This window comes from Chryseobacterium joostei (assembly GCF_003815775.1).
Taxonomy (GTDB): domain Bacteria; phylum Bacteroidota; class Bacteroidia; order Flavobacteriales; family Weeksellaceae; genus Chryseobacterium; species Chryseobacterium joostei.
Genome location: NZ_CP033926.1, coordinates 1,878,504 through 1,900,018 on the forward strand (window position 1 = coordinate 1,878,504; position 21,515 = coordinate 1,900,018).

Genomic DNA, 21,515 nt, shown 5'->3' on the forward strand with positions numbered 1-21,515 from the left:
CATGAAAAAGTTCGTTTTATATTCTTTAATGCTTGGCGCTCTAGTATCAACTACCGCTTGTAGAAATATAGAAGAAGATGGACCTACCATCGTTCAAGGTGGTGGTAGCGGAAACGGAGAGACTGAAAACCTTATTCTTTCAGGAAAAATCACATCAAGTCTTACCCTTAAAGCTAATAAAATCTATAAGCTAAGAGGATTAGTATATGTAACTAACGGAGCTACTTTAACCATCGAGCCAGGTACAAAAATTGTAGGTGAAGCTGATAAAAACGGAGCTTTAATTATTACTAAAGGAAGTAAAATAATGGCAGAAGGTACTGCTGCTAACCCTATTATCTTCACTTCAGAAAAACCAAGTCCGAAAAGAGGAGACTGGGCAGGTGTTGTTATCTTAGGAAATGCACCTACTAATGCATCTTTCGGAGGTGTAAACGGAGTGGGAGAAATTGAAGGAGGTATCAATAACTCTGAAGGTCTTGGACTTTATGGTGGAACTAATGCTGCTGACAACAGTGGTATCTTAAAATATGTAAGAATTGAATATGCAGGATATGCTTTCTTACCAGACAAAGAGGTTAACGGACTTACATTCGGAGGTGTAGGTAACGGTACTACTGTAGATTACGTAGAAGTTGCTTATGCTAATGATGACAGTTTTGAGTGGTTCGGAGGAACGGTAAACTGTTCTCACCTTATTTCTTACAAAGGTCTTGATGACGATTTCGATACTGATAACGGTTTCTCAGGAAATGTTCAGTTCGGTATCGCAGTAAGAGATCCTCAGGTAGCTGACGTTTCAGGTTCTAATGCTTTTGAATCTGATAATGATGCTAACGGTTCTCCTCTAACACCTCAAACATCAGCTACATTCTCTAATATGACGATTATTGGGCCAATCAATTCTTCAAGCCCGGGTTCAATCAACTCATTATTCCAGAATGCTTTGCAGATCAGAAGAAACTCTTCTATCTCAGTATTTAACTCTGTTTTCACAGGATTCCCGGTTGGTTTATTCATTGATGCAACTAAAGGTACTCCAACAGATAATAATATTGTAGGTAATAAACTGTTTTTCGAAAACAACATTATAGCAGGAAGTACAACTCCTTTAAAATTCGGAGCTTCAACTTCTACCCCAACAAGTTATACATTGAACGACCTTACAACGTGGTTTAACGCTAAAGGAAATACAATCTTAGCTTCTACTGCTGATGTAAAACTTGCCGGTGCATGGGCTCCTGCAGGAACTACACCAAACTTTACTCCAGCTGCCGGTTCTCCACTATTAACAGGAGGAACATTCACAAATCCTAAAGTAGCTACTTGGTTTACTCAGGTAACTTACAGAGGTGCTGTAAAAGATGCCAATGATACTTGGTATGCAGGATGGACAAACTTCAATTTATAGAACAATATAGTAATTAGATTTTATTCAATCAGAAGCCTTCGGAAAGATTTTCCGAAGGCTTTTTTTTAATGGATTTTCAAAAATGACCAACAACAGGAATATTGAATGTTAAAACGTGTTAACATTGAAAATTCAAATTCTCATAATTCCGGAGCAATACAATAACTCCACATTCCCATATTTGACTTAATTTATATGGTTTCTTTTAAAATCGTAATAATTCTATGTATTTATTTCTCTGCATAAACTAAATTTCATTCCTATTAAACACAACAATATTGGAATATCATTGATAAAAAAAGCCACCGGAAAATTCCGATGGCATTCACAAAAAACAAGTGTATAAAAAATATATATACATTTCATTTAACTTCTCCAAAACAGATTCCCGTCATGCATCAGGGCTTCTATTTTAGAGATTCTGGAAACGGCTTCTGCCGAACATGAAGCATCTGTAAGCACAATGGCAGCTTCATCACCAGTCTTCGGCCATTGCTGGCTTCCTTTTTCATCCAGTGGAAGAATACTTTGAGTAGCAAATTGCAAAGCTCTTGACAATGCATATTCTGTAGCATAGCCATATAATTCTGCAATAAGATTGGCTTTCTGCAACATATTTCCAGACCCGAATGTACTCCAGTAATCTTGAACATTATCATTTCCAATCAGGACATTTACGCCATATTTCTTTAGCGTTGGAATCGGCATTATTGTTCCTTTAAAAGGCACAGAAGAAGCTATTCCTACCTTTCCTGCTGCCAGTCTTTCTGCAATCTGCTCAGCTTCTTTTGGAGAAAGATGTGCCAGTGCAAACGCATGGCTTACAAAAGTTTTTCCCTGCAGCGCCGGATTTTCAATCGCCTTATCAATCAGATAATTGATTGTTTTCATTCCGGACTCTCCTACTTCATGCAGGTGAATATCAATTCCCTTGTTATGATCAAGAGCAAGCTGTACCGTAAAGTCCATTACTTTTTCAATACTTCCATCTATACTCAATGGATCTAATCCTCCGATAAAGCCAACACTTTTTAGCTTGGCAGCTTCTTTCATTAAAGGAGCCGAGGCTGTATAATACGCCCCATGCTGTGGAAAGGCAACCAGTTCTGCTTTAAAGGAATCTTTTTTATTTTCGAGAGCCTGTTCCAAATGCTCAAGAGATTGTAATCCTGAAGTAGGATCAATATTAAAGTGTGTTCTCGCAAAATGAGTTCCATAGTGCTGTTGAAGATTAATCAACTGCTCTGCCCTATCCACTGAAGTCTTTAGCAGTTCCGGAATGATTTCCTGTTCATAGGCAATCATATCCTTTACTGTTCTTCTTTTCGGAGAAAGGGCCTGCCACGGAAGACCATACAATGTTTTATCCAAATGGATGTGCATATCCCTAAAAGCAGGGAGCATCAGATATCCCTTGGCGTCTATTGCATCAGAAGCGGGATCATTTGCTTTTACAGTCTTAATCTTTCCATCTTCAATATCAATACTGAAAAGACCTGTTTTCGTTCCGATTACCTCTTCATTTTCATATTCAAAACCTGTTTCCAGGCGGACATTTTTCAGGGAATATTTTCCTTTTGCAGTTAATTGATAGGGAAATTGCATTATTTAATATTTTAACAATACAAAATTACACCAGCTTTTGTTGAAAACCGGTGTATCAATTATGTCTTGTTTTGTATAAATTATTCCTTGAATTGAGACGGAGTCATTCCGGTCTGAGCCTTAAAAAACTTAGAAAAACTGGCATGGTCATAAAAACCAAGGTCGTAAACAATATCTTTTACAGACATTTCTGAAACTTTTAAAAGACGCTTTGCTTCCAGTAGAATACGATCCTGAATAAGAGATGATGCAGAAGCATTGAGATTCTTTTTACAGACGATATTGAGATAGTTGGCAGAAATATTAAGTTTATCTGCGTAAAAGGAAACTGATCTTTCTGTCCTGAAATGCTCATCAATAAGAAGTAGAAATTTTGAAATGATCGGATTTGAATTATAGACTTCAAAATCCTTAAAAGTATCTTTCATTGACTGGCTTACCAATAAACCTATCAACTCACTTCTCTTTTGAATCAGTTCCCAAAAAATATTTTCTCCAGATAATTCTTTTTGAATAGCCTGAAATTCATACAAAAAAGTCACAAAAACCTCTTTGGAAAGATTAATAACCGGATGGTTCTGATAATAAGAAGCTGAAAAGCGCAATGAAGGTAAAAAGCTTTCAAACCAATCTCTGCTGATCATCAACTGATAGCCTATTGTTTCTTTTTCGATCACCCATTGATGTACCTGATCAGGAAAAACAAGATGAATCTGGTGATCTCCTACCTTATATTCCGTAAAATCTATAGTATGTGAGCCAACTCCATGTTCGAAAAGGTTAATGATAAAAAAATCATGCTTGTGGGGATCATCAATGGAACGTGCGCCGTAAAGTTCATTAAACAGCAAATTGCAGCCCTTAAGCTGGTTCTCACTAAACTCCTGAATTCCTAAAATAGGAAAATGATCTGTATGATAACTCACGCTACCTGAATTTCTCTTAAAATTAATAAAATTTATGAGAGAAAAAATTAAAATAGCCACAAAAGATACAATGTACCCTTTGTGGCCAAAAAACACTAACTAAATTATATATCTAAATTTGTAAATAACAGATTATTACATGCTGCTAACAATATTTTTTAATCTTATCTAGACTAAGAATTTAAAAAACAACATTCCCCTGATGTACCAAAGATTCTACATCCGAAATTCTTGATACCGCTTCTGCAGAGCAGCTTGCATTCAACAAAACAAAATCTGCCTTATCTCCTGTTTTAGGCCATTGCTGAGTCCCTTTATCATCCAAAGGAAGTACATTTCCTGTTGCCAGCTTTAAACTTCTTGATAATAAAAACTCGGTTGAATATCCATACAACTGCGCCATCAGATTGGCTTTCTGAAGCACGCTTCCGGTCCCGAAAGTATTCCAGTGATCCACAATACTGTCATTTCCTGTTAATACCGTTACATTATGCTTGTATAATGTTGGAATAGGCATAATCATTCTTCCAAAAGGAATAGTAGAAACAACCCCGATTTGTGCTTCGGCAAGTTTTTCAGCCACCTCTTCCTGTTTGGCACTTTCTAATTTGGCTAATATAAAACAGTGGCTCAGGTAAGTTTTTCCCTTTAAAGATGGGTTTTCATTCACTTTTTTAATAAGGTATTCAACCGTTTTCAATCCGGAATCTCCTGTTTCATGCAAATGAATATCTATTCCCTTTTTATTATCCAAAGCCAATTGAACCGTAAAGTCCATCACTTTTTCAATATTTCCATCTACATTGAAAGGGTCTACTCCACCAATAAAATCAATATCCATCTTGGCAGCCTCTTTTAGGTAAGGAGCTGAGTCTGTATAAAACACTCCATGCTGTGGAAAAGCGACCAATTCAGCACCGAAACCTTTCTTTTTATTCTCTAAAGCTTTTTGCAGATTTTTTAAAGACTGAAGCTTTGAAGTCGGTTCAATATTTACATGGCTTCTCGCGAATGAGGTTCCTTTCGATTGTAATAATTCAATCATTTTTTCAGCTTTAAATGTTGAATTCTTAAGCATCTCAGGAAGCATTTTCTGTTCAAGTTCAATCATTCCTTTCACCCCTCCTGTTCTCTTTCTTACAGCCTGCCAGTGATCTCCATAAAAAGTTTTATCCAAATGAATGTGCATATCTTTAAATGCAGGAAGCATTAATAATCCCTTGGCATCTATAGCTTTTGCATTAGGTTGATTGGGAGCAATCTTGGTGATCTTTCCGTTCTCAACTTCTATGTAAAACAGATCAGTCTTGGTAGCAGAAACTTCTCCCTCGTCATATTCAAAACCGGTTTCTAAACGAACATTTTTAAGGCTCAGTTTTCCCTTTGCTGAAATATTCTTCTCATCAAAAAAAGGTGATGCCGTCATAATATTAGGTATTAAGGTTAATCCCGCCATTGCTAATGCTGAATTTCTTATAAAATCCTTACGAGAGATGTTACTGTCTGAGGTCTTCATTTCCAATCTATTTATTACAAAAATAAAAAGAACTGTCCTGAACAAAGTGTATGGTTTATTACAAAATCTGTATGATTTATACTTTCTTGATTTTATACTAATACCCCTGCAATATTTTTTGGATTAGCAGATGGAAATAATTAATAAGTCTGTTTAAACTTAACCATAAAAGTCACAAAAGTTTTTATTTTTTAAACACTTGAGTACACTTTAGAAAGTATAAGGAAATACCGCATAATTAAGTTCACACAAGATGAAAATCTTTGATTTTAAACAAAACTTTAGTGTACTTCTTATACACAAAGTATATCACTTAAATAACTTACGTGTTTAAAAAGTTTTTGTATCTACTTTGTGGTTTAATAAAAATTTTAAACAGATTTAATATAAGAATTCTCGCAAGTAAGTATCCTTCCATAACTTTCTTCTTATTTTTGAAAAAAAAATTCTATGAAAAAAATATTAGGTATTATTTCAATATCTGCATCAGTAATTGTATCTGCACAAACAGGGATTAATACTCAAAATCCCAAGGCTACCCTTGATGTGACTGCAAAAAAAGAAATCTTAACCATTGACGGGCTATTGCCTCCCAGATTAACACGTGCAGAACTTACAGAAAAAGGAAACACTTTATATGGAATAGAACAGGATGGTGCCATTATATATATTACCAATCCTTCCGGAGGAGATAATTTAAGCCAAAGAGAATATATTGAAAGTAAAGGACTCTATATCTTTGATGCCGAGGCTGCCAATAAAGAGGGACGATGGATGTGCTTATTCTGCTATGGTGTTGTATAATAAAATATAATTACTTGTACACAAATACAAAAAGAGACTGCCTTGGAGGACAGTCTCTTTATATTTATAAATTAGAATATTCAAATTTTCTTACGGCTTCCAGTGTCATGTCAATTTCTTTATCCTTAATTGCATCACTGATGAAGTAGGTTTCATACCCACTTGGTGGAAGATACACTCCATTCTGAAGCATCTGGTGGAAGAAGTTATTAAACAATGAATGATTGGCCTCCTGAGCTTCATCAAAGTTGGAAACTCTGTTGATATGGAAGAAGACAGACATCATTGATCCTTTTCTGTTAATTTTATGGGCAATTCCTTTTTCATTTAAAATCTTTCCGATTTCAAAATCTAAAGTTTCTGTTGTTTTATTTAATCTGTTGAAAAATTCAGAATCGTTTTTAATCAGTTGAAGAGTTTTTAACCCGGCTCTCATTGCCAAAGGATTTCCACTTAATGTGCCTGCCTGATATACACCTCCTTTCGGTGCCAGATGGTCCATAATTTCGTTTCTTCCTGCAAAGGCTCCCACTGGAAGTCCACCTCCGATTACTTTTCCATAGGTTACCAAATCTGCCTTAACATTGAAAAGCTCCTGCGCTCCTCCAAATGCCAATCTGAAACCGGTCATTACCTCATCAAAGATCAATAAGGCTCCATTTTCATCACAAATTTTTCTAAGGTTTTGCAGGAAATTATTTTCCGGCAATACACATCCCATGTTTCCTGCAACAGGTTCAATGATCACCGCTGCAATTTCTCCCTGATTATGGCGGAATAAATCTTCAACCTGCTCAAAATCATTGTAACGAGCCAGTAATGTATCTTTAGCCGTACCCGCTGTTACTCCCGGAGAATTTGGATTTCCAAAAGTGGCTGCACCACTTCCCGCCTTAATCAGAAATGAATCTGAATGACCGTGATAGCAACCCTCAAATTTTACAATCTTATCTCTTTTGGTATATCCTCTTGCCAGTCTTATGGCACTCATACAAGCTTCTGTTCCTGAAGAAACCATTCTGATCTGGTCTATATTTGGAACATTTTCAATGATAAATTTAGCGATTTCTGTCTCCAGTTCTGTAGGAGCACCGAATGAGAATCCTTTTTCTGCCTGAATTTTCAGTTCTTCCAATACTTCAGGGTGTGTATGCCCTAAAATAGCCGGACCCCATGAATTGATGTAATCAATATACGTATTATCATCTGCATCAGTAAGGTAAGCTCCCTTTGCTGATTTCATGAAAACGGGAACTCCGCCCACAGATTTGAATGCTCTTACCGGAGAATTTACTCCTCCCGGAATGTATTTATAGGCTTCATCAAATAAAGCCGAACTTCTTTGGTACTTCATATATTTGTTGCTTGCTGACGGTTCTTGATTGACGCGTAAATTTTACTGTCAATGATAAACCATCAACAAAAATTAGTTTCTTGGTTTTTTATCAATCAAATAAATCAGCTGCCCTGCAGATGGTTGTTGTCCTTCATCCATTCTGTTTTTGGCATATAGCTTATGTAATTTGATTCCGAATTTTTGGGCGATATCATGCATATCCTCGCCTGATTCTGCCTTATAGGTAGCTGTATTACCTGCAGAGTTTTTAGATTCAAGGAAAACAATATCGTTTTTCTTCAATTCTTCATTCTCCAGTTCATTCCACTTCATTAGTCTGCTTTCGCTTACTTTAAATTTATTGGCAATGAATTGAACATTGGTATCTTCAGGAATGATGATATATTTCAAGCCGTCATTAGGGTGACTTTTGATAAGAATAGAATTAAGAATCTCAGCTTTTGTCTTGATTCTTTCTACTCTTTTTTGCTGTTGTGCATAGGAAGTCTGCTTGTACGGAACTTCTACGGTAACCGGTTCCTTGGCTTTCTTTGTTGCCTTTCCTGGTTCCAGCTGAGCCATGAATGTTCTGTCGTCTTTCAGATCCGGATACATTTTAAGCACAGCATACAACACTTCTTTAGAGTTCGTGTTGTCGTATTCGTATAATTTATACTTTTCAATTTTACTGATAAGGATTGAAGCGTATCTTGGATTAGTTGCATATCCGGCTTTTTTCAAACCGGTAGCCCACGCTCTGTAATCCTTCATATCAAGCTTGAAAAGATTAGCGTAATATTTTCTGGTGGATAAAAATATGGAATGGTCTTCATAAGACTGTCTTGGATCATCATACACACGGAAACATTCGTTGGGAGCATCATCCGTATGTTTCATTGTTTTACCTGTCCAGTCTTCTTTACATTTTATTCCGAAGTGATTTTTACCCTGTTGTGCTAATCTGCTTTGCCCGCCTCCGGTTTCCAGGAGTCCCTGAGCAAGAGTAATAGAAGCCGGAATTTTATATTTTTCCATCTCCTCTACTGCATATTTAGCAAAATTCTGGATGTATTGATCTTCGGTTGCCCAGCCCTGGGCAGAAAGTTTTGATAAAACTAAAAGGCTTATTGATAGGAAAAGTCTTTTCATGTTTTTCAATTTTACTTATATAATTAAATTTCTATTCTGTTTTTCTAAAAGCAGATTTGCTCCCTCAATTCCCTGCAATCCACCTGTATGAAAGCACAAAATTCTGCTGTTTTCAGGAAAATACTCTTCATCAATCAGTTCAAATATCTTCTGCATCATCTTTCCTGTATAAATCGGTTCTAAAGGAATTTCATATTTTTCTTTGAAATCATTGATAAAACGAATATTTTCATCACTTATTTTACCATAACCTCCAAAACTTGAATCTATTAGATTAAAATTATGTTTCAAAGTTAATTCAAAAATTTTATTTTCCAGTGAAGCATCGTCAACAACCTTACATCCTATAACTTTCTGATTATCTTCACAAAATTTTGAAATTCCTGCAATGGTTCCTCCGGTTCCAACTGCGGTGCAAAGATAGTCAAAATCTTTTGTTTGCTCATTGAGCATCATTTTTACGCCTGCCACAGCCTCTTCATTGGTTCCTCCTTCAGGAACAATCAGTGCTTCGGGAAACTCATGTTGCAGAAATTCAGTTAGCTTTTCTTTATGACGATATTCTTCGCGGGTGACAAATTTCAGGTTCATCCCGTTTCTTTTAGCAAAAAGCAATGTTGGATTATCCCGCCATTTATGCTGTAATTCTTCTCCTCTTATGATACCCAGGGTAGGAATGCCTGCCAAATTCCCTACCGCCGAAACAGCAGCGATATGATTGGAAAAAGCACCACCAAAAGTAATAACATAGGGCTTTTCGGGATTTTTTTCCAGATAATGATTGACATTGTAAAACAGTTTCCAGTATTTATTTCCTGAAATTTGTGGATGAATCAGGTCTTCTCTTTTTATGAAAAGTCTTACATTTTTATGAATTGGAATTTCCTGAATGGGAAGGGGCTCTGTCTGGAATTTTAATAGCATTTTAGTTTTTTGTACTATTCATGGGTTATTATTGCAAAAATAGGAAAAGATTTAATTTTAAATAAAAACGCTATTGATGCCTATAAATATTAAGTTTTGCTAAAGCCTGATGAATTCTGATCTATTTATTGGTTAAGGCCGGCTAAAACCCACCTCTATTGAATATGATGACAGCTATTGATATTTAGTAATAAGATTCATCCTCATTCTAAAGATATTTTCTAAAGTTCCAGAATTTTCTCTTTTTAAGATAATTCAAATTGTGCTCATTAGCGTAGGCTTCTCTTTCGAATGATATTCTTTTATAGGCCTGGTAACCATCTTTTAGTTTAAAAACCCAATAATAATATTCGATGACATAGAAAATATAGAAGAATATAATGAGCATTTCCAACTGTTGCCTAAGATGGATTTTTTCGTGATTGATAAGTACATTATTTTCCTTATCTTCGGGTTTCCTAATGAAGATAAAGGGAAAAAGAGCGATGCCATTAATTTTTAACTTTTTTAGTGGCTTTTGGCATACAATTATCATAGTAACAAATATAAAAAGTTTTTTGACTTGCTTTTAACTTATGGCCCATTATGACATCAAAGAAGGTGAAGACTTCTACTATAATGAACAGGGATACAAGGTTTTTACAGAAAAATTCCATTTAAAAAGGGGACATTGCTGTAAAAGCGGCTGCAGACACTGTCCTTACGGGTACGATAAAAAGACTGATACATTCATTAAAAATGATAAAAAAAATAAATAAAATGAAAAAATATATTTTTATTTTGTTGGCATCCGCTACATTGGGTTTAACTTCATGTAGTCCTTTTCAGGTACGTTCGGATTATGCTGAAACAGCTAATTTCAATTCTTTTAAAACGTATAAGATAAGAATTGATGATTTAAAATTGAATGATATTGATAAAGACAGGGTTTTGAATGAACTTTCAAGACAACTTCAAAGCAAAGGGCTTCAGTCCGGAGAAAATCCAGATCTGATTGTCAATGTAAAAGCTAACCATAAGAAAGTTACGGATATTAATAGCTCTTCTCCTTACGGAATGTGGGGATGGGGCGGACCATTTGGATGGGGTGTTGGAATGAACAGAACATGGACAACGAATTATAATGAAGGAGCGCTGATTATTGACCTCATCGATTCAAAGACGAATAAATTGGTTTGGCAGGGTATCGGAAGCGGAATTTCTGTAGATTCTCCAAAATCTAAGCAAAGACAAATTCCTGAAATTCTGGCTGAGATCATGAAAAACTATCCACCACAGAGAAAATAAGATGTAAGTCTATTATTATATATTGCCAGCACTTTTTGTGCTGGCTTTTTTATGGAATAGTTTTGGGAAACATTGTCTTTCCAGATGGTTATTAATCACAATTTATATCCTGAAATTGTGCATGTACTATCCATAAATCCTGTTTTAATTCTTTGGCAACGCACCTCTATTTAAAGCCGAATGAGGTACATTCAAAATTAACAATAATGTAATTTTTTATTCATAAAAATGTAGTATTCTTGTTGAAAATTATATTATATGAAAAAAATTATCTTATTCTCTGTATTTGCGGGGCTTGCCAACGCACAGGCACCTTCGGGATACTATAACTCTGCCAACGGACTCAGTGGCGCTGCCTTGAAAACGGAATTAAGCAGCATCATTAGTAGTGGGCATCAGGACAAAGGCTACGGTGGACTGTGGACTGCTTATAAAACTACAGATATTGATAAGGACTATGAAAATGACGGTTCTATTCTTGATATCTATTCAGAAAAGCCTGTAGGAACTGATCCATACAAATATACTCCTGGTACTAACCAGTGCGGAACTTATTCTACGGAGGGAAACTGCTATAACAGGGAACATATTGTTCCTCAAAGCTTGTTTAATCAGGCTTCACCAATGGTAGCAGATATCCACTTTATCAGGGCTACAGATGGAAAGGTAAACGGAATGAGAAGTAACTATCCATTCGGAAAGGTGGGAAGTGCTACTTTTACGTCTCAAAACGGATCAAAGCTTGGAAGTTCTATTTCTTCAGGATATGCGGGAACGGTTTTTGAACCGATTGATGAATTTAAGGGTGATGTAGCGCGTATGATCTTTTATTTTGTAACGCGTTACCAGAGTAAACTTTCTTCTTTTTCTTCAGGAAATATGCTGGGAAGTTCTACATTCCCGGGACTTCAAACCTGGGAGCTGAATGTTCTTCTTGCATGGCACAATCAGGATCCGGTTTCACAGGCGGAGATTAAAAGAAATAATGCTTCTTACAGCTATCAGGGGAACAGAAACCCTTTTATCGATAATCCAAGCTATGTTAATCTTATCTGGGGTTCTCAACAACCAACAGGTGATACTCAGGCTCCAACAACGGCTACAGGTTTAAATGTTTCCGGAAAAACGGCCAACAGCATTTCTCTTGCATGGAATGCTTCTACGGATAATGTGGGGGTAACGGGTTATACTATTTATATGGATGGAAATGTGAAAACAACGGTAAGCTCTACTTCTGCTACAATTTCAGGATTGAATCCTTCCACTACATATAATTTCTATGTGGTAGCCAAGGATGCTGCAGGAAATTCTTCTTCTAACAGTTCTACAGTTTCCGGAACAACGAATTCAGGAGGTACTACCATTCCAACTACGGATTGTGTAAATGAAAATTTTGAAACAATTCCGGCAGCCAGCACTACTTACACCTCTAAAACATGGAGCAATAATGGGGTTTCCTGGACAGCTACAGATTCCAGAACCGACCAAACGATCAACAATAGAGCTATTACGATTAGAAACGGTTCTTTAACGTCCAGCAGTCCATCTAATGGAGGTATTGGTTCTTTAACGGTAACTACACAAATGAAGTTCTCGGGAACCAATGGAGCTTTTGATGTGAAAGTAAACGGTACAAGTGTAGGAACTATTCCTTACAGTACAACGGTTACTACAACTACTATTAACGATATTAATATTACAGGAAACGTAACGGTGAGCTTGGTTAATAATTCTGCAAGTAACAGAGTGGCTATTGATGATCTTAAATGGACGTGTTATTCTGGTGCTGCGGGAAGACAGGCGAAAAGTATTGCTCCAAGTTATAAGATCTCTCCTAACCCGGTTACCAATCAGGAAATTTTTGTAAGCGGTGATGTTCAGAATATCAAAAAAGCTGAAATCTATACGTTACAGGGAAAAGTTCTTCAGACTATTGACAGCCCTTTTAGAAATGGAAATTCAATCAAGACCAGAAATCTTGGTCAGGGTGTATACATTTTGAAGCTGGATGGTTCTACGATACAGTTTTTGGTAAAATAACTCAGGTATATTTATTATAAAAGGCCGGTCTCTTGTAAGACCGGCCTTTGTTTTTTTATTATTCAAATTATTTTTATTGGTCTTTTCTGACCGGATCTAAGGTTGGGTCCCAAAGTCCTAATTTGTATTTTTTATTGAGGTATTTCACAGTACTGTTGCGTGATACTAAAAATTCTCTGGCTATAGCATATTCATCAAAGTTAATGGCGAAATGTTCTCTGTACTTTTTTATTTGAGGAGTAATAATAAGACTATCAAAGGTTTCTTGCGCTGTTTCATTCTGATGGAAACTCAAAGAATCCCAAAGCTTTTTTTGAGCTTTAAAGCATGAATCTTCTATCTGATATTCATATTTATTGATGAAAATACCGGCCTCTGTATTTTGATCATCCAATTTTTTAAGAAAGGAATTTACATACTTCAGGGTATCTCCTGTAGGTTTATACTTTGCTATTACATTTCTAAGCTCATCGTTTGCTTTTGTCTCTTTTTTCTGATTTTGAGAACAGGACAGAAGCAATATACACCAGGCTCCTATTAATGCTATATTCTTTACCATATCAAAGATTTCACTTAGTAAACTTTAAATTCTTTTTCTCCTTGTGGTATATAAAAATATCGGTTGATGAACATTCCTCTCATCCCTCCATCATAATCAACTTTTGCCCACAAGGCAGTGTTTCCTCTTAATTGATTGTCTGTTGTATCAAGCATTAATGCCGCCAATTTACCTCCTGCAAAAAACTGCAGCTTATATTTTTCTATAGGCTGCATCTTGAAAGTAGAAGATGTATATGCTTGATTAAGCTCTTTCCAATTATGTTCAATTTCGTTTTTGTTACTGTATCCGGACACAAACAAATCTTTGAAACTATCATACTCAAGCTTTGCAATATTATCGAGTTCTTTGTTCTGATAAATACTCCAGATCTCTTTATATTTCTTCAGTAGTTTTGCTTCCAACTCTTTTTTATCCATTTTTTGAAGATCCTGTGCATTCTCAAAGGCTGAATGTAATTGATAGGGAACGTCTACTTTGACATCAAAACTTCCTTCGTAATAGTTCTTTCCTGCTCCTACAAATTTTTGATTAGAATAATTGTCAGCTATTTTCACTTCTGTTGAAGGAGTTTTAAATTCTTGTACTACAACATCTCCCTGGCTTTCATTTTTCATATCAAAAGATTCCAGATTCAACGTTAAAGAAGTCTCTTCAGATAAAGCAGCTGAATTGACCGGATATAATTTATAGGTTATTCTTTGAGTACCGTTTTTAAAAATAAAAGGGTTTATCTCAAAAGCAGAACTCGTTGGTTTTTTAAATTGTTTAAAAGCGGGAAAATCATTAATAAATACTTCAAAATAACATTGATTATTCTCATATCTGAAGCCATAATTGGGTTCGATAGGATAATTTTTCACCTGCTTTGATATTTCTGTAACAATATTATCGGCTGTAATATTGGGATTTTGCATAGTCTTATTTTTTTCTTGTGAACAACTTTGTAAGCTGATTAATGTTAAAAGTATTGGAATAATTCTTTTCATTTTATTTAAGGTTTAAATAATTGAATCTCATACATTGGCATTTCAAAAGGTTCTATTAATGTAAACGGAGCCGGCTTTCCTTTATTGGTAGATGTATCAAAAACATCCGTAAATCTATTTTTAATTTTAAGCTCTCCCAGGTACGTTCCTTCAATACCAGAACAATATAATGTTTTTTTAACAAAGAGGCCTTTTCCGCCTTTATTATCAACTCCATATCTCAATCGGGATCCGCATGAACCTTGAATTGTTATATTAAGTTTTCCTTGTATTGAGGTCTGTAATGGATCAAATTCAAACTCATATTTGTATGATCCTAACACCGTTGCAGTGAATTTTATCTGGTCTTTAAGCAGAACTTCGTCTTTTGCTGTAAAAATACCATTCTTTAGCTTATCAATTATGGAGTATGTATTGGTAAGAAGACTATATTTCACATTATGTTCAAACATTATATCGCCTTTTACCTCTATAATTCCTTTTATCTCAGGTACTCCTTTATTTTTGAAATATTCTGCAATATTGTTATTGTTCTCTTTATTGAGGTCTAATTTTTTCTTAGCTACCTTATCTTTAGGATACATTGCCCCTTTTATATCCTGTATCGTTTTTGTAATCAGCTGTAACAGATCAAACTCTTTTTTGAAACTCAACGCAATTAAAGGATCCGCTTTTATATTCACTTCGTATACTACTCCTAACTTACCGTCTTTTTGCTTTTGATAATACATTCCTGCATTTATTGCTATTGCCGGTGGAATAAGCTCTACTCCTGCATCTTCCATTCTTTTCAGAACAGCGTCTGCTCTTCTGGCCATTTTAGCAAATTTCTGAAGCTTGGTAGCAATATTTCGACCTCTTGTTAGATAGATCATTAAAAGTTCGACAAGAATTCCTATCACTACAAAACCATAGATAACGGCTGCAGCAGCAAATCTCGTATAGTCGGTTTGCTTAATAAGGTTGGTTTGGGTACCTACAAGGGAAAGTTCCTGCCCTGATTTCTCTACAGTACGGTTATGAATGGTGTGGATTCCGTAGAAATAGCTTTTTGCCTGGCTTTCAATATATTTCAACAGGGTCTGCTCCATGATAAAGTTGGCAGGGAACAGCCTGTATATTTTATAGAATGTTGTATTCTTCAATTCATTAAGAACATCAGAAATTCCTTGTTCCAGAGTAAAATTTTTCTCATGAAAATAGTAAGGCATTACTTTATCTTCGCTATTGTACTGAAAATGACCAATCCAGATAATATCCGGATATACCCTTACTTCCAGAGTAGCGTTTTTCTTACTGGCATAATAAGCACAGCTATTGATGTAAAAGGCAAATTTATAATCAATCACTGAAAAAGGATTGAGAAATTTCGCCAACATTAATACGTAGTTCTTGGGAAACTGAGCCTGTTGTGAGAATACGGTTTGCTTTACTTTTTCTCCTTTTTTAGGGAGTAAGTCTTTGCCTCCTGTTTCATTAATATAGATGGTGGTTTTATCATGCTTTTCTTTTCTGAAGCATCCTTTATTTTCACGATCAATTACAGATACAGTAATTTCTTTATTCTTTTTTGCATCCGGACCGATGGTTTCATAGATCAATGCGGCTTGATTGTACTCTAAATAGCTGAAATCAATCTCTACTCTACGGTTCTTTTTGTATGCTTCTTCGGTTTTTCCTGATACGGCAGGGTTTACTTCACCATATCCTCTCGTTTTTATTCTGTTTTTAAGAAGTCCTCCTTTTACAAAAAAGTCTTTTACTGCCTGTGCTCTTCTTTCAGAAAGGCCCTGATTATAATCCAGGGTACCTCTATCATCTGCATGCCCGGAAAGGGTCATATCCAGATGTTGATTATATAATAGAAAGTCTAATATCGTTTGTAAAACGTCTCTTTCATTGGGGCGTATTTCTGCTCTATCAAAAGCAAAATGAATCCTGCTGGTCACCAGCTGAGTTTCGGAAGTTACTTTTTTAAATTTTGTGCTGCCCTCTTTAAAGACCACAAAATGTTCTCCATTATCATCTACATTAATTTGTCTAAATGTGCATTTATGGGTATTCTTTGTATTTTTATCGGGTAGCCCTACTTTGGTTGGGGTATTGGTTACGGAACTTTCTATGCCTTTACTTACTACATTATTCTGAATCCTAAGAAAACGTGCGTGGGTCTTGTCTTTACCATCAGTTACTTCAAGCCCTGAGGCTGTTTTTACTCTTACGTAAAATTCCTCCTTAGCTTTAGGTTTACCTATTATACCGTACCATTGATATGTATTTCCTATTTTAAGATTAATCTGTCCATCCACAACGTCTACGTCATAATAGGTGAAAATCAGTTTATCATCCTTAAGACCTTTTCCTCCTTCTACAACTTTGTAAACGTCTACAAACACTTTTTCCCCATTCAATCCCTCTGTATCTAAACGAAGATAGATAAGATGTCCGTAGGAAAACACATAGCTTTTTCTTGAATCTTCACCTCCTCTTTGCTTGCACCAGGCACTATCTATAATTCTGGGTTCAGTCCAGCCTTTTACATACAATCCTGTGGTATTGGAGTCTCTTTTTCCCGAAAGACTTGCTTCTATATAGTAATAATAGCTTCCACAATATTTTTTTGGAATCTTAAACTTATACCCAACTGCAGATGCTTTTTTCTCAATAACCCCTTGTCTGTCTGCCGTTTGCTTTATCCATACTACCGGTTTTTTCTTTTCCTCAGCAGTAGTACCCGGCAGCCAATCATTCACCTCAAAAGTTACCTCCTTATCGGCTAAAAGTGTCACTCTTTTTCCCAGCACTGTCATATCAGGATGATAAGGACCTTTAAATTTTATTGTTTTAACTCCTTTTGCCATTTCTGTTATTTTAAATTACCTCATCACCCTCACCAGAAGGCTGATCCTTATACATTGATTCTGTATCTACCAAAGGATTGATCTGCTGTTGTACATCCTTATCGGCATTTTTAAAGTTCTGTTGACTGGCTTCTGCCTTTTGACCATGATCTATGATTTCTATACAAGGTGTTCCGGCAACGGCACAAATTGCCTTGCTGTCTTCCAGAATAATGTATCCGCCATTGCTTAGCTGTACCTTTTCATAGAATTTTTGCCATTCGGTGACCATGATTTTGCATGGTGGCGGCGGACCTCCATTTTTTGTGCAGTTTCCGAATGTATTTTTCTCAAAGGTTGCTCCTCCAATTTCCTTTGTGGTAACGATTAGTTTTTTAGAGGCATTTTTATCGTTCGCATATTCTTTCTGATGAGAAAGTACCTTAAGCTTATCCGGAGCCTGCCCGAACTGGCACTTGCACATCGCTCCCTGTACTACAATATGTTTTTCTGCCATAACTATTGTTCTTTATTGGATACTACAAGTCTTGTGAGGTACTGATTTCCGAATTCAAGGCGAACAAAATTAGTATTCATCTTGAAAGTAACTACCGTTAATGCCTTTGATGAGTTTTCATCAGTGTCTACCGTTGTCTGGTAAAGCTGTGCATTATATCTTGCAAATTTTGTTTGACATTCTGTAGGTGAACTTTCATTGAAAATTAAACCATAGGGTAATCCTGATACTTTTTTATCTCCGTAATACTGTAAAGCATAGTATTCTTCTCCATCATTCATTTTGGCGTAGATCATATTGAAAACTTCTTCAATATCCCAGCTTGAATATTTTCCGCCTTTGCAGGTTTCACATTCAGGTTCGGTTGGCTGTATCTGGAGAAGTTTTGTAAAGGTATCAGCGGTAGCGGGCAGGGAAATAAATTGTTTTTTACTAAATAATCCCTGTAGTTTTTTGGAGGTTGTTTTCTCTATCAATCTTCTGTTTTCAATCTCTGCTATCTGGGCTTCTGCCTGTGCTTCCGCTTCTTCCATCTGATCATGTGCAGGTGCTGCAGCATCTGCTACGGCTTGGGCTGATGAAGTTTTGGCTCCTTTATGATTCAATAGAAATTCCTTGATTTCTTTTTCCAGCTTGCCTGTTGATTTGGTTTGTTTTACATCAACTTCTTTCTTTGACCAGCTATCAGGTGTTATATTTTCAAGGAAAATACTCACCTTTGTACTTTTTTTGGAAATTTTAGCAAGGGTCACATTCCAACTTGCTCGTTGAATAAATTGCTTAGGTTTTGCTCCTTTGTTTACTGCAAGTTCCAGATAAGGATTTTTGTAACCTGCATCATATTTTAGGTTATGGAGATCAATACTTGTTGAGAAACCGCCATCAGAAGCAGCTGCCGCAGCCGTCATCCCGTCATTTTTTGTAAAATCATTTTCGAAATCAAAAATGATATTTTCCAGGACTTCTATATTCTTGGGTACTGTAAATTCTACTTTTTGTCCGAAAGTCATGCTGAAATATATTATAAAGATCAGCGTAAGTATTTTATGATTTGATTTAAGATTCATTTTGTTCGTTTTTTTATTTATTCTGTTATCGCAGTAACTACTACCGATATTTTCTTTTCTTCTACTAGCATAATGCTGCATTCCAGATACAGTGTTTCCGGGAGGAATGTTTCTCCGTTCAGATAATATTGCATCCTGAAATCTCCTTTGTTATTCATCATCGGATTATCTGAAATAATCATTGAAAAAGGATAGTTATTTATAAAATCAGATGTTGTTCTTTCATCATTTAATTTTCCTTCTCCTGCTATATTAACCAGATCATATTCATCTTTTAATGGATCTACTTCTATCCGGATTTTGTACTCAGGTTCTATGGGATTATTGACAACCGGAAAGCTTTCTTTTCCCTCTATCTGGTAATTTTGTCCAAAGCTTTGATACATTCCGAAGAATAAGGTTCTGATAAAATAATCATTTTTCAGATAAAGCTTCAGGGTATCTGGTTCCTCAATTATTTTTTCAATCTTATCACAGTACTGATCTACTACAGCACCCTCAAATTCTTTATAAACCTCATCTTTAACGCTAGTCCATCTTTCTTTAAATACTGAGAGGTTCTCAATGTTGTTAAATTTCCCATGCTTATCTACACTCACCTGCAAAGGGTATAAAACCTTGGAAGTCTTGTACGCCAGCATATCTGCTATTTCATTAACTTCTTCCTCATTCAGGTACAGGTTGGAAGTTCTGTCGATATCAAAAAAATGCAGGTTGCTTTCGTATTTCAGCCAACGTACAGATGTTTCGTATTTCAGTTCATTTTTATGATCTCCTGTTTCTATATTGATGACCACTCCATATTTTTCCAATGAACGCTCCGGTTGAAAAACAATGCTGTTCCCTCTTCCAAATTTCACTTTCTTATTTTCATCTGCAACAGCAATTCTTGGAATAAAAAGCTCTTTTTGTCCGGTAATTCCAATGAGGATCATGTCTTTTACCTGACAGTGGTTGTTATGAAATAACTTTAAGGCGTCTGCATCCAAACCATAAAGTGCGGCGATACTTTTTAAGGTTTCATTTTTTTGAATGACATGGGTATTAAACTTCTGCATATGATAATCCTACTTCAGAACTCTTTCTGTAATTCAGTTTTAATTTTAATGAATAACTCTTACTCTATTGGGTCTTGGGTCCATTCCGATTCCTTCTCTTCTTGCAGACCAATGAAGGTATTTATGTCTCAGTTCTCCCAGGTCTTTTTGCTCCTGAGCTTCTTTCTGGTACTCGGCATATTTTTTCTGTGGAATAGATGCCCCCAGATAAGCCTTTTCAAGGTCTTCTTTCCTTTTAAAGGTATAGGGTTTTCCATCTCCCATTACATAAGGCTCTAAACGATTTTTCACCCTTACCAGCAGTTCATCCGAAGCGATGGAATAGGTTTCATTCATCATTTTTTTATCTTTAATGGGAAGGTCCTTCTGAATACCATAATCGGCCATAAAGTGTAGTGGAATGTAGCTAAATGTCTTTACCAGATCACGTTGACTTCTTAAAGACCAATAGAATCCGGAAGTAATGGTAAGTTCACCCTCTGCAAACCAGCCTTCTTCCTCTAGTTCTTTTTTCAAAGCCTCTAGTTTAGAGGTACTGATGCCCCATGCTGTTTCAAGTTCTTCCCATATTTCCTCTCCGTCTTCATAGGCTCCTCCTACATCGCAGTGTACTCCTGGAAATGTTTTCTCTATTCCTGTACGTACTTTTGTAAGGTCAAAGTTCTCTCTATGTTCGTTTTCTGCAATAAAATGAATCACTGTTTGCGCTTTTCCAATATCATTAAGGCTCAGTTCTTCTACATCATTACTGAAATTGGGTACAGGTGACAAATATTTTGAATAAGAGGAAACGGTATCGTAAATCCCCAGAAATCTGACTTTTAAAACATCAATGGTAATTCCGGCTTCTTGTAATTTCAAGCCTAAATGTCCCCACTTAGGAAGTTCCTCTGCAGTCACCTCCTTTCCGTCATCATCGGAATACGTCGTTGTTGTCATCCCGTCATTCGAGACTGTATGGGAAGAGGCTTTATATTTTGCTTTTGATATTTCGTAGACAAAATTTCGGGCGGCAGCGGCTCCACGGCTAAAACCAAATACATCAAAGGTAAGCACAGCAATTTTATCTACTTTCTTTGAGCTTTTGATGTTTTTCACTTTTTTTACAATCTCCTCGCAGCCTTTTCTCACTTTGGATCTGATCCCTGTAGCTCCTGTACCAAAAGCATACCCAAGGGTTTCATCTCCTTTAGCATCTTCTGTTCCGATTCCTTCTATATAAATACCGTAGTCTTTATCATAGTTATCCCACATTCGGGCTACATTGCTCCAATCGTTATTATAGCTGTTGTTATCACCGGGTACACCGCCATGTTTTTTGTAGTCTGCAGTTTTATTTACCCTTTCTATGGTATTGGTTTTATTATTCAGAGTTCCGTCAAAAAATATCCCAATGGTAATATCCAATACTTCCTCTTTGGTTATTGTCGGTGAATATCCTCCAAATTGATTATTGTGCATAGTTCTCGTTTTTAAATGGGTTCACA

The 21,515-nt window shown here is 36.1% G+C and carries 19 protein-coding genes; 5 read left to right on the forward strand and 14 right to left on the reverse strand.

The annotated features are described in order from the left end of the window. The first annotated feature begins 1 nt into the window (after nucleotide 1). Entirely contained in the window at nucleotides 2-1,411 is a 1,410-nt protein-coding gene (locus EG359_RS08495) for a hypothetical protein (RefSeq protein ID WP_076352433.1), read from the forward strand. Between the two features lie 366 nt (nucleotides 1,412-1,777). Here the strand turns inward: EG359_RS08495 and EG359_RS08500 are convergent, their stop codons facing one another. The 3 genes from EG359_RS08500 to EG359_RS08510 form a co-directional block, all read right to left on the reverse strand. Then, on the reverse strand, nucleotides 1,778-3,016 hold the full coding sequence (locus EG359_RS08500) for an amidohydrolase (protein ID WP_076352434.1): 1,239 nt from the start codon (nucleotides 3,014-3,016) through the stop codon (nucleotides 1,778-1,780). An 80-nt stretch (nucleotides 3,017-3,096) separates the two neighbouring features. After that, complete coding sequence (locus tag EG359_RS08505) at nucleotides 3,097-3,942, reverse strand: AraC family transcriptional regulator (protein ID WP_076352753.1); 846 nt, start codon at nucleotides 3,940-3,942, stop codon at nucleotides 3,097-3,099. A 181-nt stretch (nucleotides 3,943-4,123) separates the two neighbouring features. Continuing rightward, nucleotides 4,124-5,458 (reverse strand): amidohydrolase, encoded by a 1,335-nt coding sequence (locus tag EG359_RS08510; protein WP_076352435.1) that lies wholly within the window; start codon nucleotides 5,456-5,458, stop codon nucleotides 4,124-4,126. Nucleotides 5,459-5,908: 450 nt separating this feature from the next. Between EG359_RS08510 and EG359_RS08515 the strand changes: the two genes are divergently transcribed. Next, complete coding sequence (locus EG359_RS08515) at nucleotides 5,909-6,262, forward strand: hypothetical protein (RefSeq protein ID WP_076352436.1); 354 nt, start codon at nucleotides 5,909-5,911, stop codon at nucleotides 6,260-6,262. Between the two features lie 64 nt (nucleotides 6,263-6,326). Here EG359_RS08515 and hemL read toward each other — a convergent pair whose 3' ends face one another. From hemL to EG359_RS22730, 4 genes are all read right to left on the reverse strand, one after another. Further along, nucleotides 6,327-7,616, reverse strand: coding sequence for a glutamate-1-semialdehyde 2,1-aminomutase (gene hemL / locus EG359_RS08520; RefSeq protein WP_076352437.1), 1,290 nt, complete (start codon nucleotides 7,614-7,616; stop codon nucleotides 6,327-6,329). 72 nt (nucleotides 7,617-7,688) lie between these two features. Continuing rightward, nucleotides 7,689-8,747: a glucosaminidase domain-containing protein gene (locus EG359_RS08525; RefSeq protein WP_076352438.1), complete on the reverse strand. Its 1,059-nt coding sequence runs from the start codon at nucleotides 8,745-8,747 to the stop codon at nucleotides 7,689-7,691. A gap of 15 nt (nucleotides 8,748-8,762) precedes the next feature. Next, the gene (locus EG359_RS08530) at nucleotides 8,763-9,671 is read right to left on the reverse strand and encodes a 1-aminocyclopropane-1-carboxylate deaminase/D-cysteine desulfhydrase (protein WP_076352439.1); all 909 of its coding nucleotides are present in this window, start codon (nucleotides 9,669-9,671) and stop codon (nucleotides 8,763-8,765) included. Between the two features lie 208 nt (nucleotides 9,672-9,879). Further along, the gene (locus EG359_RS22730; RefSeq protein ID WP_076352440.1) at nucleotides 9,880-10,206 is read right to left on the reverse strand and encodes a hypothetical protein; all 327 of its coding nucleotides are present in this window, start codon (nucleotides 10,204-10,206) and stop codon (nucleotides 9,880-9,882) included. Between the two features lie 40 nt (nucleotides 10,207-10,246). Here EG359_RS22730 and EG359_RS08540 point away from each other — a divergent pair, with 40 nt between their 5' ends. The 3 genes from EG359_RS08540 to EG359_RS08550 all read left to right on the forward strand — a co-directional run bounded on the left by EG359_RS08540 (nucleotide 10,247) and on the right by EG359_RS08550 (nucleotide 12,998). Further along, the gene (locus EG359_RS08540) at nucleotides 10,247-10,429 is read left to right on the forward strand and encodes a DUF5522 domain-containing protein (RefSeq protein WP_034745671.1); all 183 of its coding nucleotides are present in this window, start codon (nucleotides 10,247-10,249) and stop codon (nucleotides 10,427-10,429) included. Between the two features lies 1 nt (nucleotide 10,430). Further along, nucleotides 10,431-10,958: a DUF4136 domain-containing protein gene (locus EG359_RS08545; RefSeq protein ID WP_076352754.1), complete on the forward strand. Its 528-nt coding sequence runs from the start codon at nucleotides 10,431-10,433 to the stop codon at nucleotides 10,956-10,958. Between the two features lie 258 nt (nucleotides 10,959-11,216). After that, entirely contained in the window at nucleotides 11,217-12,998 is a 1,782-nt protein-coding gene (locus EG359_RS08550) for an endonuclease (RefSeq protein ID WP_076352441.1), read from the forward strand. A 73-nt stretch (nucleotides 12,999-13,071) separates the two neighbouring features. On the opposite strand, the gene EG359_RS08555 is transcribed toward EG359_RS08550, so the two are convergent. From EG359_RS08555 to EG359_RS08585, 7 genes are all read right to left on the reverse strand, one after another. After that, nucleotides 13,072-13,557: a hypothetical protein gene (locus tag EG359_RS08555; RefSeq protein WP_076352442.1), complete on the reverse strand. Its 486-nt coding sequence runs from the start codon at nucleotides 13,555-13,557 to the stop codon at nucleotides 13,072-13,074. A gap of 14 nt (nucleotides 13,558-13,571) precedes the next feature. Next, on the reverse strand, nucleotides 13,572-14,474 hold the full coding sequence (locus EG359_RS08560) for a hypothetical protein (RefSeq protein ID WP_228434944.1): 903 nt from the start codon (nucleotides 14,472-14,474) through the stop codon (nucleotides 13,572-13,574). A 77-nt stretch (nucleotides 14,475-14,551) separates the two neighbouring features. Continuing rightward, the gene (locus tag EG359_RS08565) at nucleotides 14,552-17,407 is read right to left on the reverse strand and encodes an OmpA family protein (protein ID WP_084180321.1); all 2,856 of its coding nucleotides are present in this window, start codon (nucleotides 17,405-17,407) and stop codon (nucleotides 14,552-14,554) included. 10 nt (nucleotides 17,408-17,417) lie between these two features. Beyond that, nucleotides 17,418-17,903: a DUF4280 domain-containing protein gene (locus tag EG359_RS08570; protein WP_076352444.1), complete on the reverse strand. Its 486-nt coding sequence runs from the start codon at nucleotides 17,901-17,903 to the stop codon at nucleotides 17,418-17,420. 2 nt (nucleotides 17,904-17,905) lie between these two features. Beyond that, a complete protein-coding gene (locus EG359_RS08575) occupies nucleotides 17,906-18,970 on the reverse strand; it encodes a hypothetical protein (protein ID WP_123867306.1) in 1,065 nt (354 codons plus the stop codon). Nucleotides 18,971-18,987: 17 nt separating this feature from the next. Then, on the reverse strand, nucleotides 18,988-20,028 hold the full coding sequence (locus tag EG359_RS08580; protein WP_076352446.1) for a hypothetical protein: 1,041 nt from the start codon (nucleotides 20,026-20,028) through the stop codon (nucleotides 18,988-18,990). Between the two features lie 45 nt (nucleotides 20,029-20,073). Further along, complete coding sequence (locus tag EG359_RS08585) at nucleotides 20,074-21,489, reverse strand: T6SS phospholipase effector Tle1-like catalytic domain-containing protein (RefSeq protein ID WP_076352447.1); 1,416 nt, start codon at nucleotides 21,487-21,489, stop codon at nucleotides 20,074-20,076. Between the last annotated feature and the right edge of the window lie 26 nt (nucleotides 21,490-21,515).

Bases quoted from the DNA above. Each gene is read 5' to 3' on its own strand.
- EG359_RS08580 (WP_076352446.1), bottom strand. From the start codon at position 20,028: ATGCAGAAGTTTAATACCCATGTCATTCAAAAAAATGAAACCTTAAAA.
- EG359_RS08575 (WP_123867306.1), bottom strand. From the start codon at position 18,970: ATGAATCTTAAATCAAATCATAAAATACTTACGCTGATCTTTATAATA.
- EG359_RS22730 (WP_076352440.1), bottom strand. From the start codon at position 10,206: ATGATAATTGTATGCCAAAAGCCACTAAAAAAGTTAAAAATTAATGGC.
- EG359_RS08565 (WP_084180321.1), bottom strand. From the start codon at position 17,407: ATGGCAAAAGGAGTTAAAACAATAAAATTTAAAGGTCCTTATCATCCT.
- EG359_RS08560 (WP_228434944.1), bottom strand. From the start codon at position 14,474: ATGCAAAATCCCAATATTACAGCCGATAATATTGTTACAGAAATATCA.
- EG359_RS08545 (WP_076352754.1), top strand. From the start codon at position 10,431: ATGAAAAAATATATTTTTATTTTGTTGGCATCCGCTACATTGGGTTTA.
- EG359_RS08515 (WP_076352436.1), top strand. From the start codon at position 5,909: ATGAAAAAAATATTAGGTATTATTTCAATATCTGCATCAGTAATTGTA.
- EG359_RS08530 (WP_076352439.1), bottom strand. From the start codon at position 9,671: ATGCTATTAAAATTCCAGACAGAGCCCCTTCCCATTCAGGAAATTCCA.
- EG359_RS08510 (WP_076352435.1), bottom strand. From the start codon at position 5,458: ATGAAGACCTCAGACAGTAACATCTCTCGTAAGGATTTTATAAGAAAT.
- EG359_RS08585 (WP_076352447.1), bottom strand. From the start codon at position 21,489: ATGCACAATAATCAATTTGGAGGATATTCACCGACAATAACCAAAGAG.
- hemL (WP_076352437.1), bottom strand. From the start codon at position 7,616: ATGAAGTACCAAAGAAGTTCGGCTTTATTTGATGAAGCCTATAAATAC.
- EG359_RS08500 (WP_076352434.1), bottom strand. From the start codon at position 3,016: ATGCAATTTCCCTATCAATTAACTGCAAAAGGAAAATATTCCCTGAAA.
- EG359_RS08525 (WP_076352438.1), bottom strand. From the start codon at position 8,747: ATGAAAAGACTTTTCCTATCAATAAGCCTTTTAGTTTTATCAAAACTT.
- EG359_RS08555 (WP_076352442.1), bottom strand. From the start codon at position 13,557: ATGGTAAAGAATATAGCATTAATAGGAGCCTGGTGTATATTGCTTCTG.
- EG359_RS08570 (WP_076352444.1), bottom strand. From the start codon at position 17,903: ATGGCAGAAAAACATATTGTAGTACAGGGAGCGATGTGCAAGTGCCAG.
- EG359_RS08495 (WP_076352433.1), top strand. From the start codon at position 2: ATGAAAAAGTTCGTTTTATATTCTTTAATGCTTGGCGCTCTAGTATCA.
- EG359_RS08540 (WP_034745671.1), top strand. From the start codon at position 10,247: ATGGCCCATTATGACATCAAAGAAGGTGAAGACTTCTACTATAATGAA.
- EG359_RS08550 (WP_076352441.1), top strand. From the start codon at position 11,217: ATGAAAAAAATTATCTTATTCTCTGTATTTGCGGGGCTTGCCAACGCA.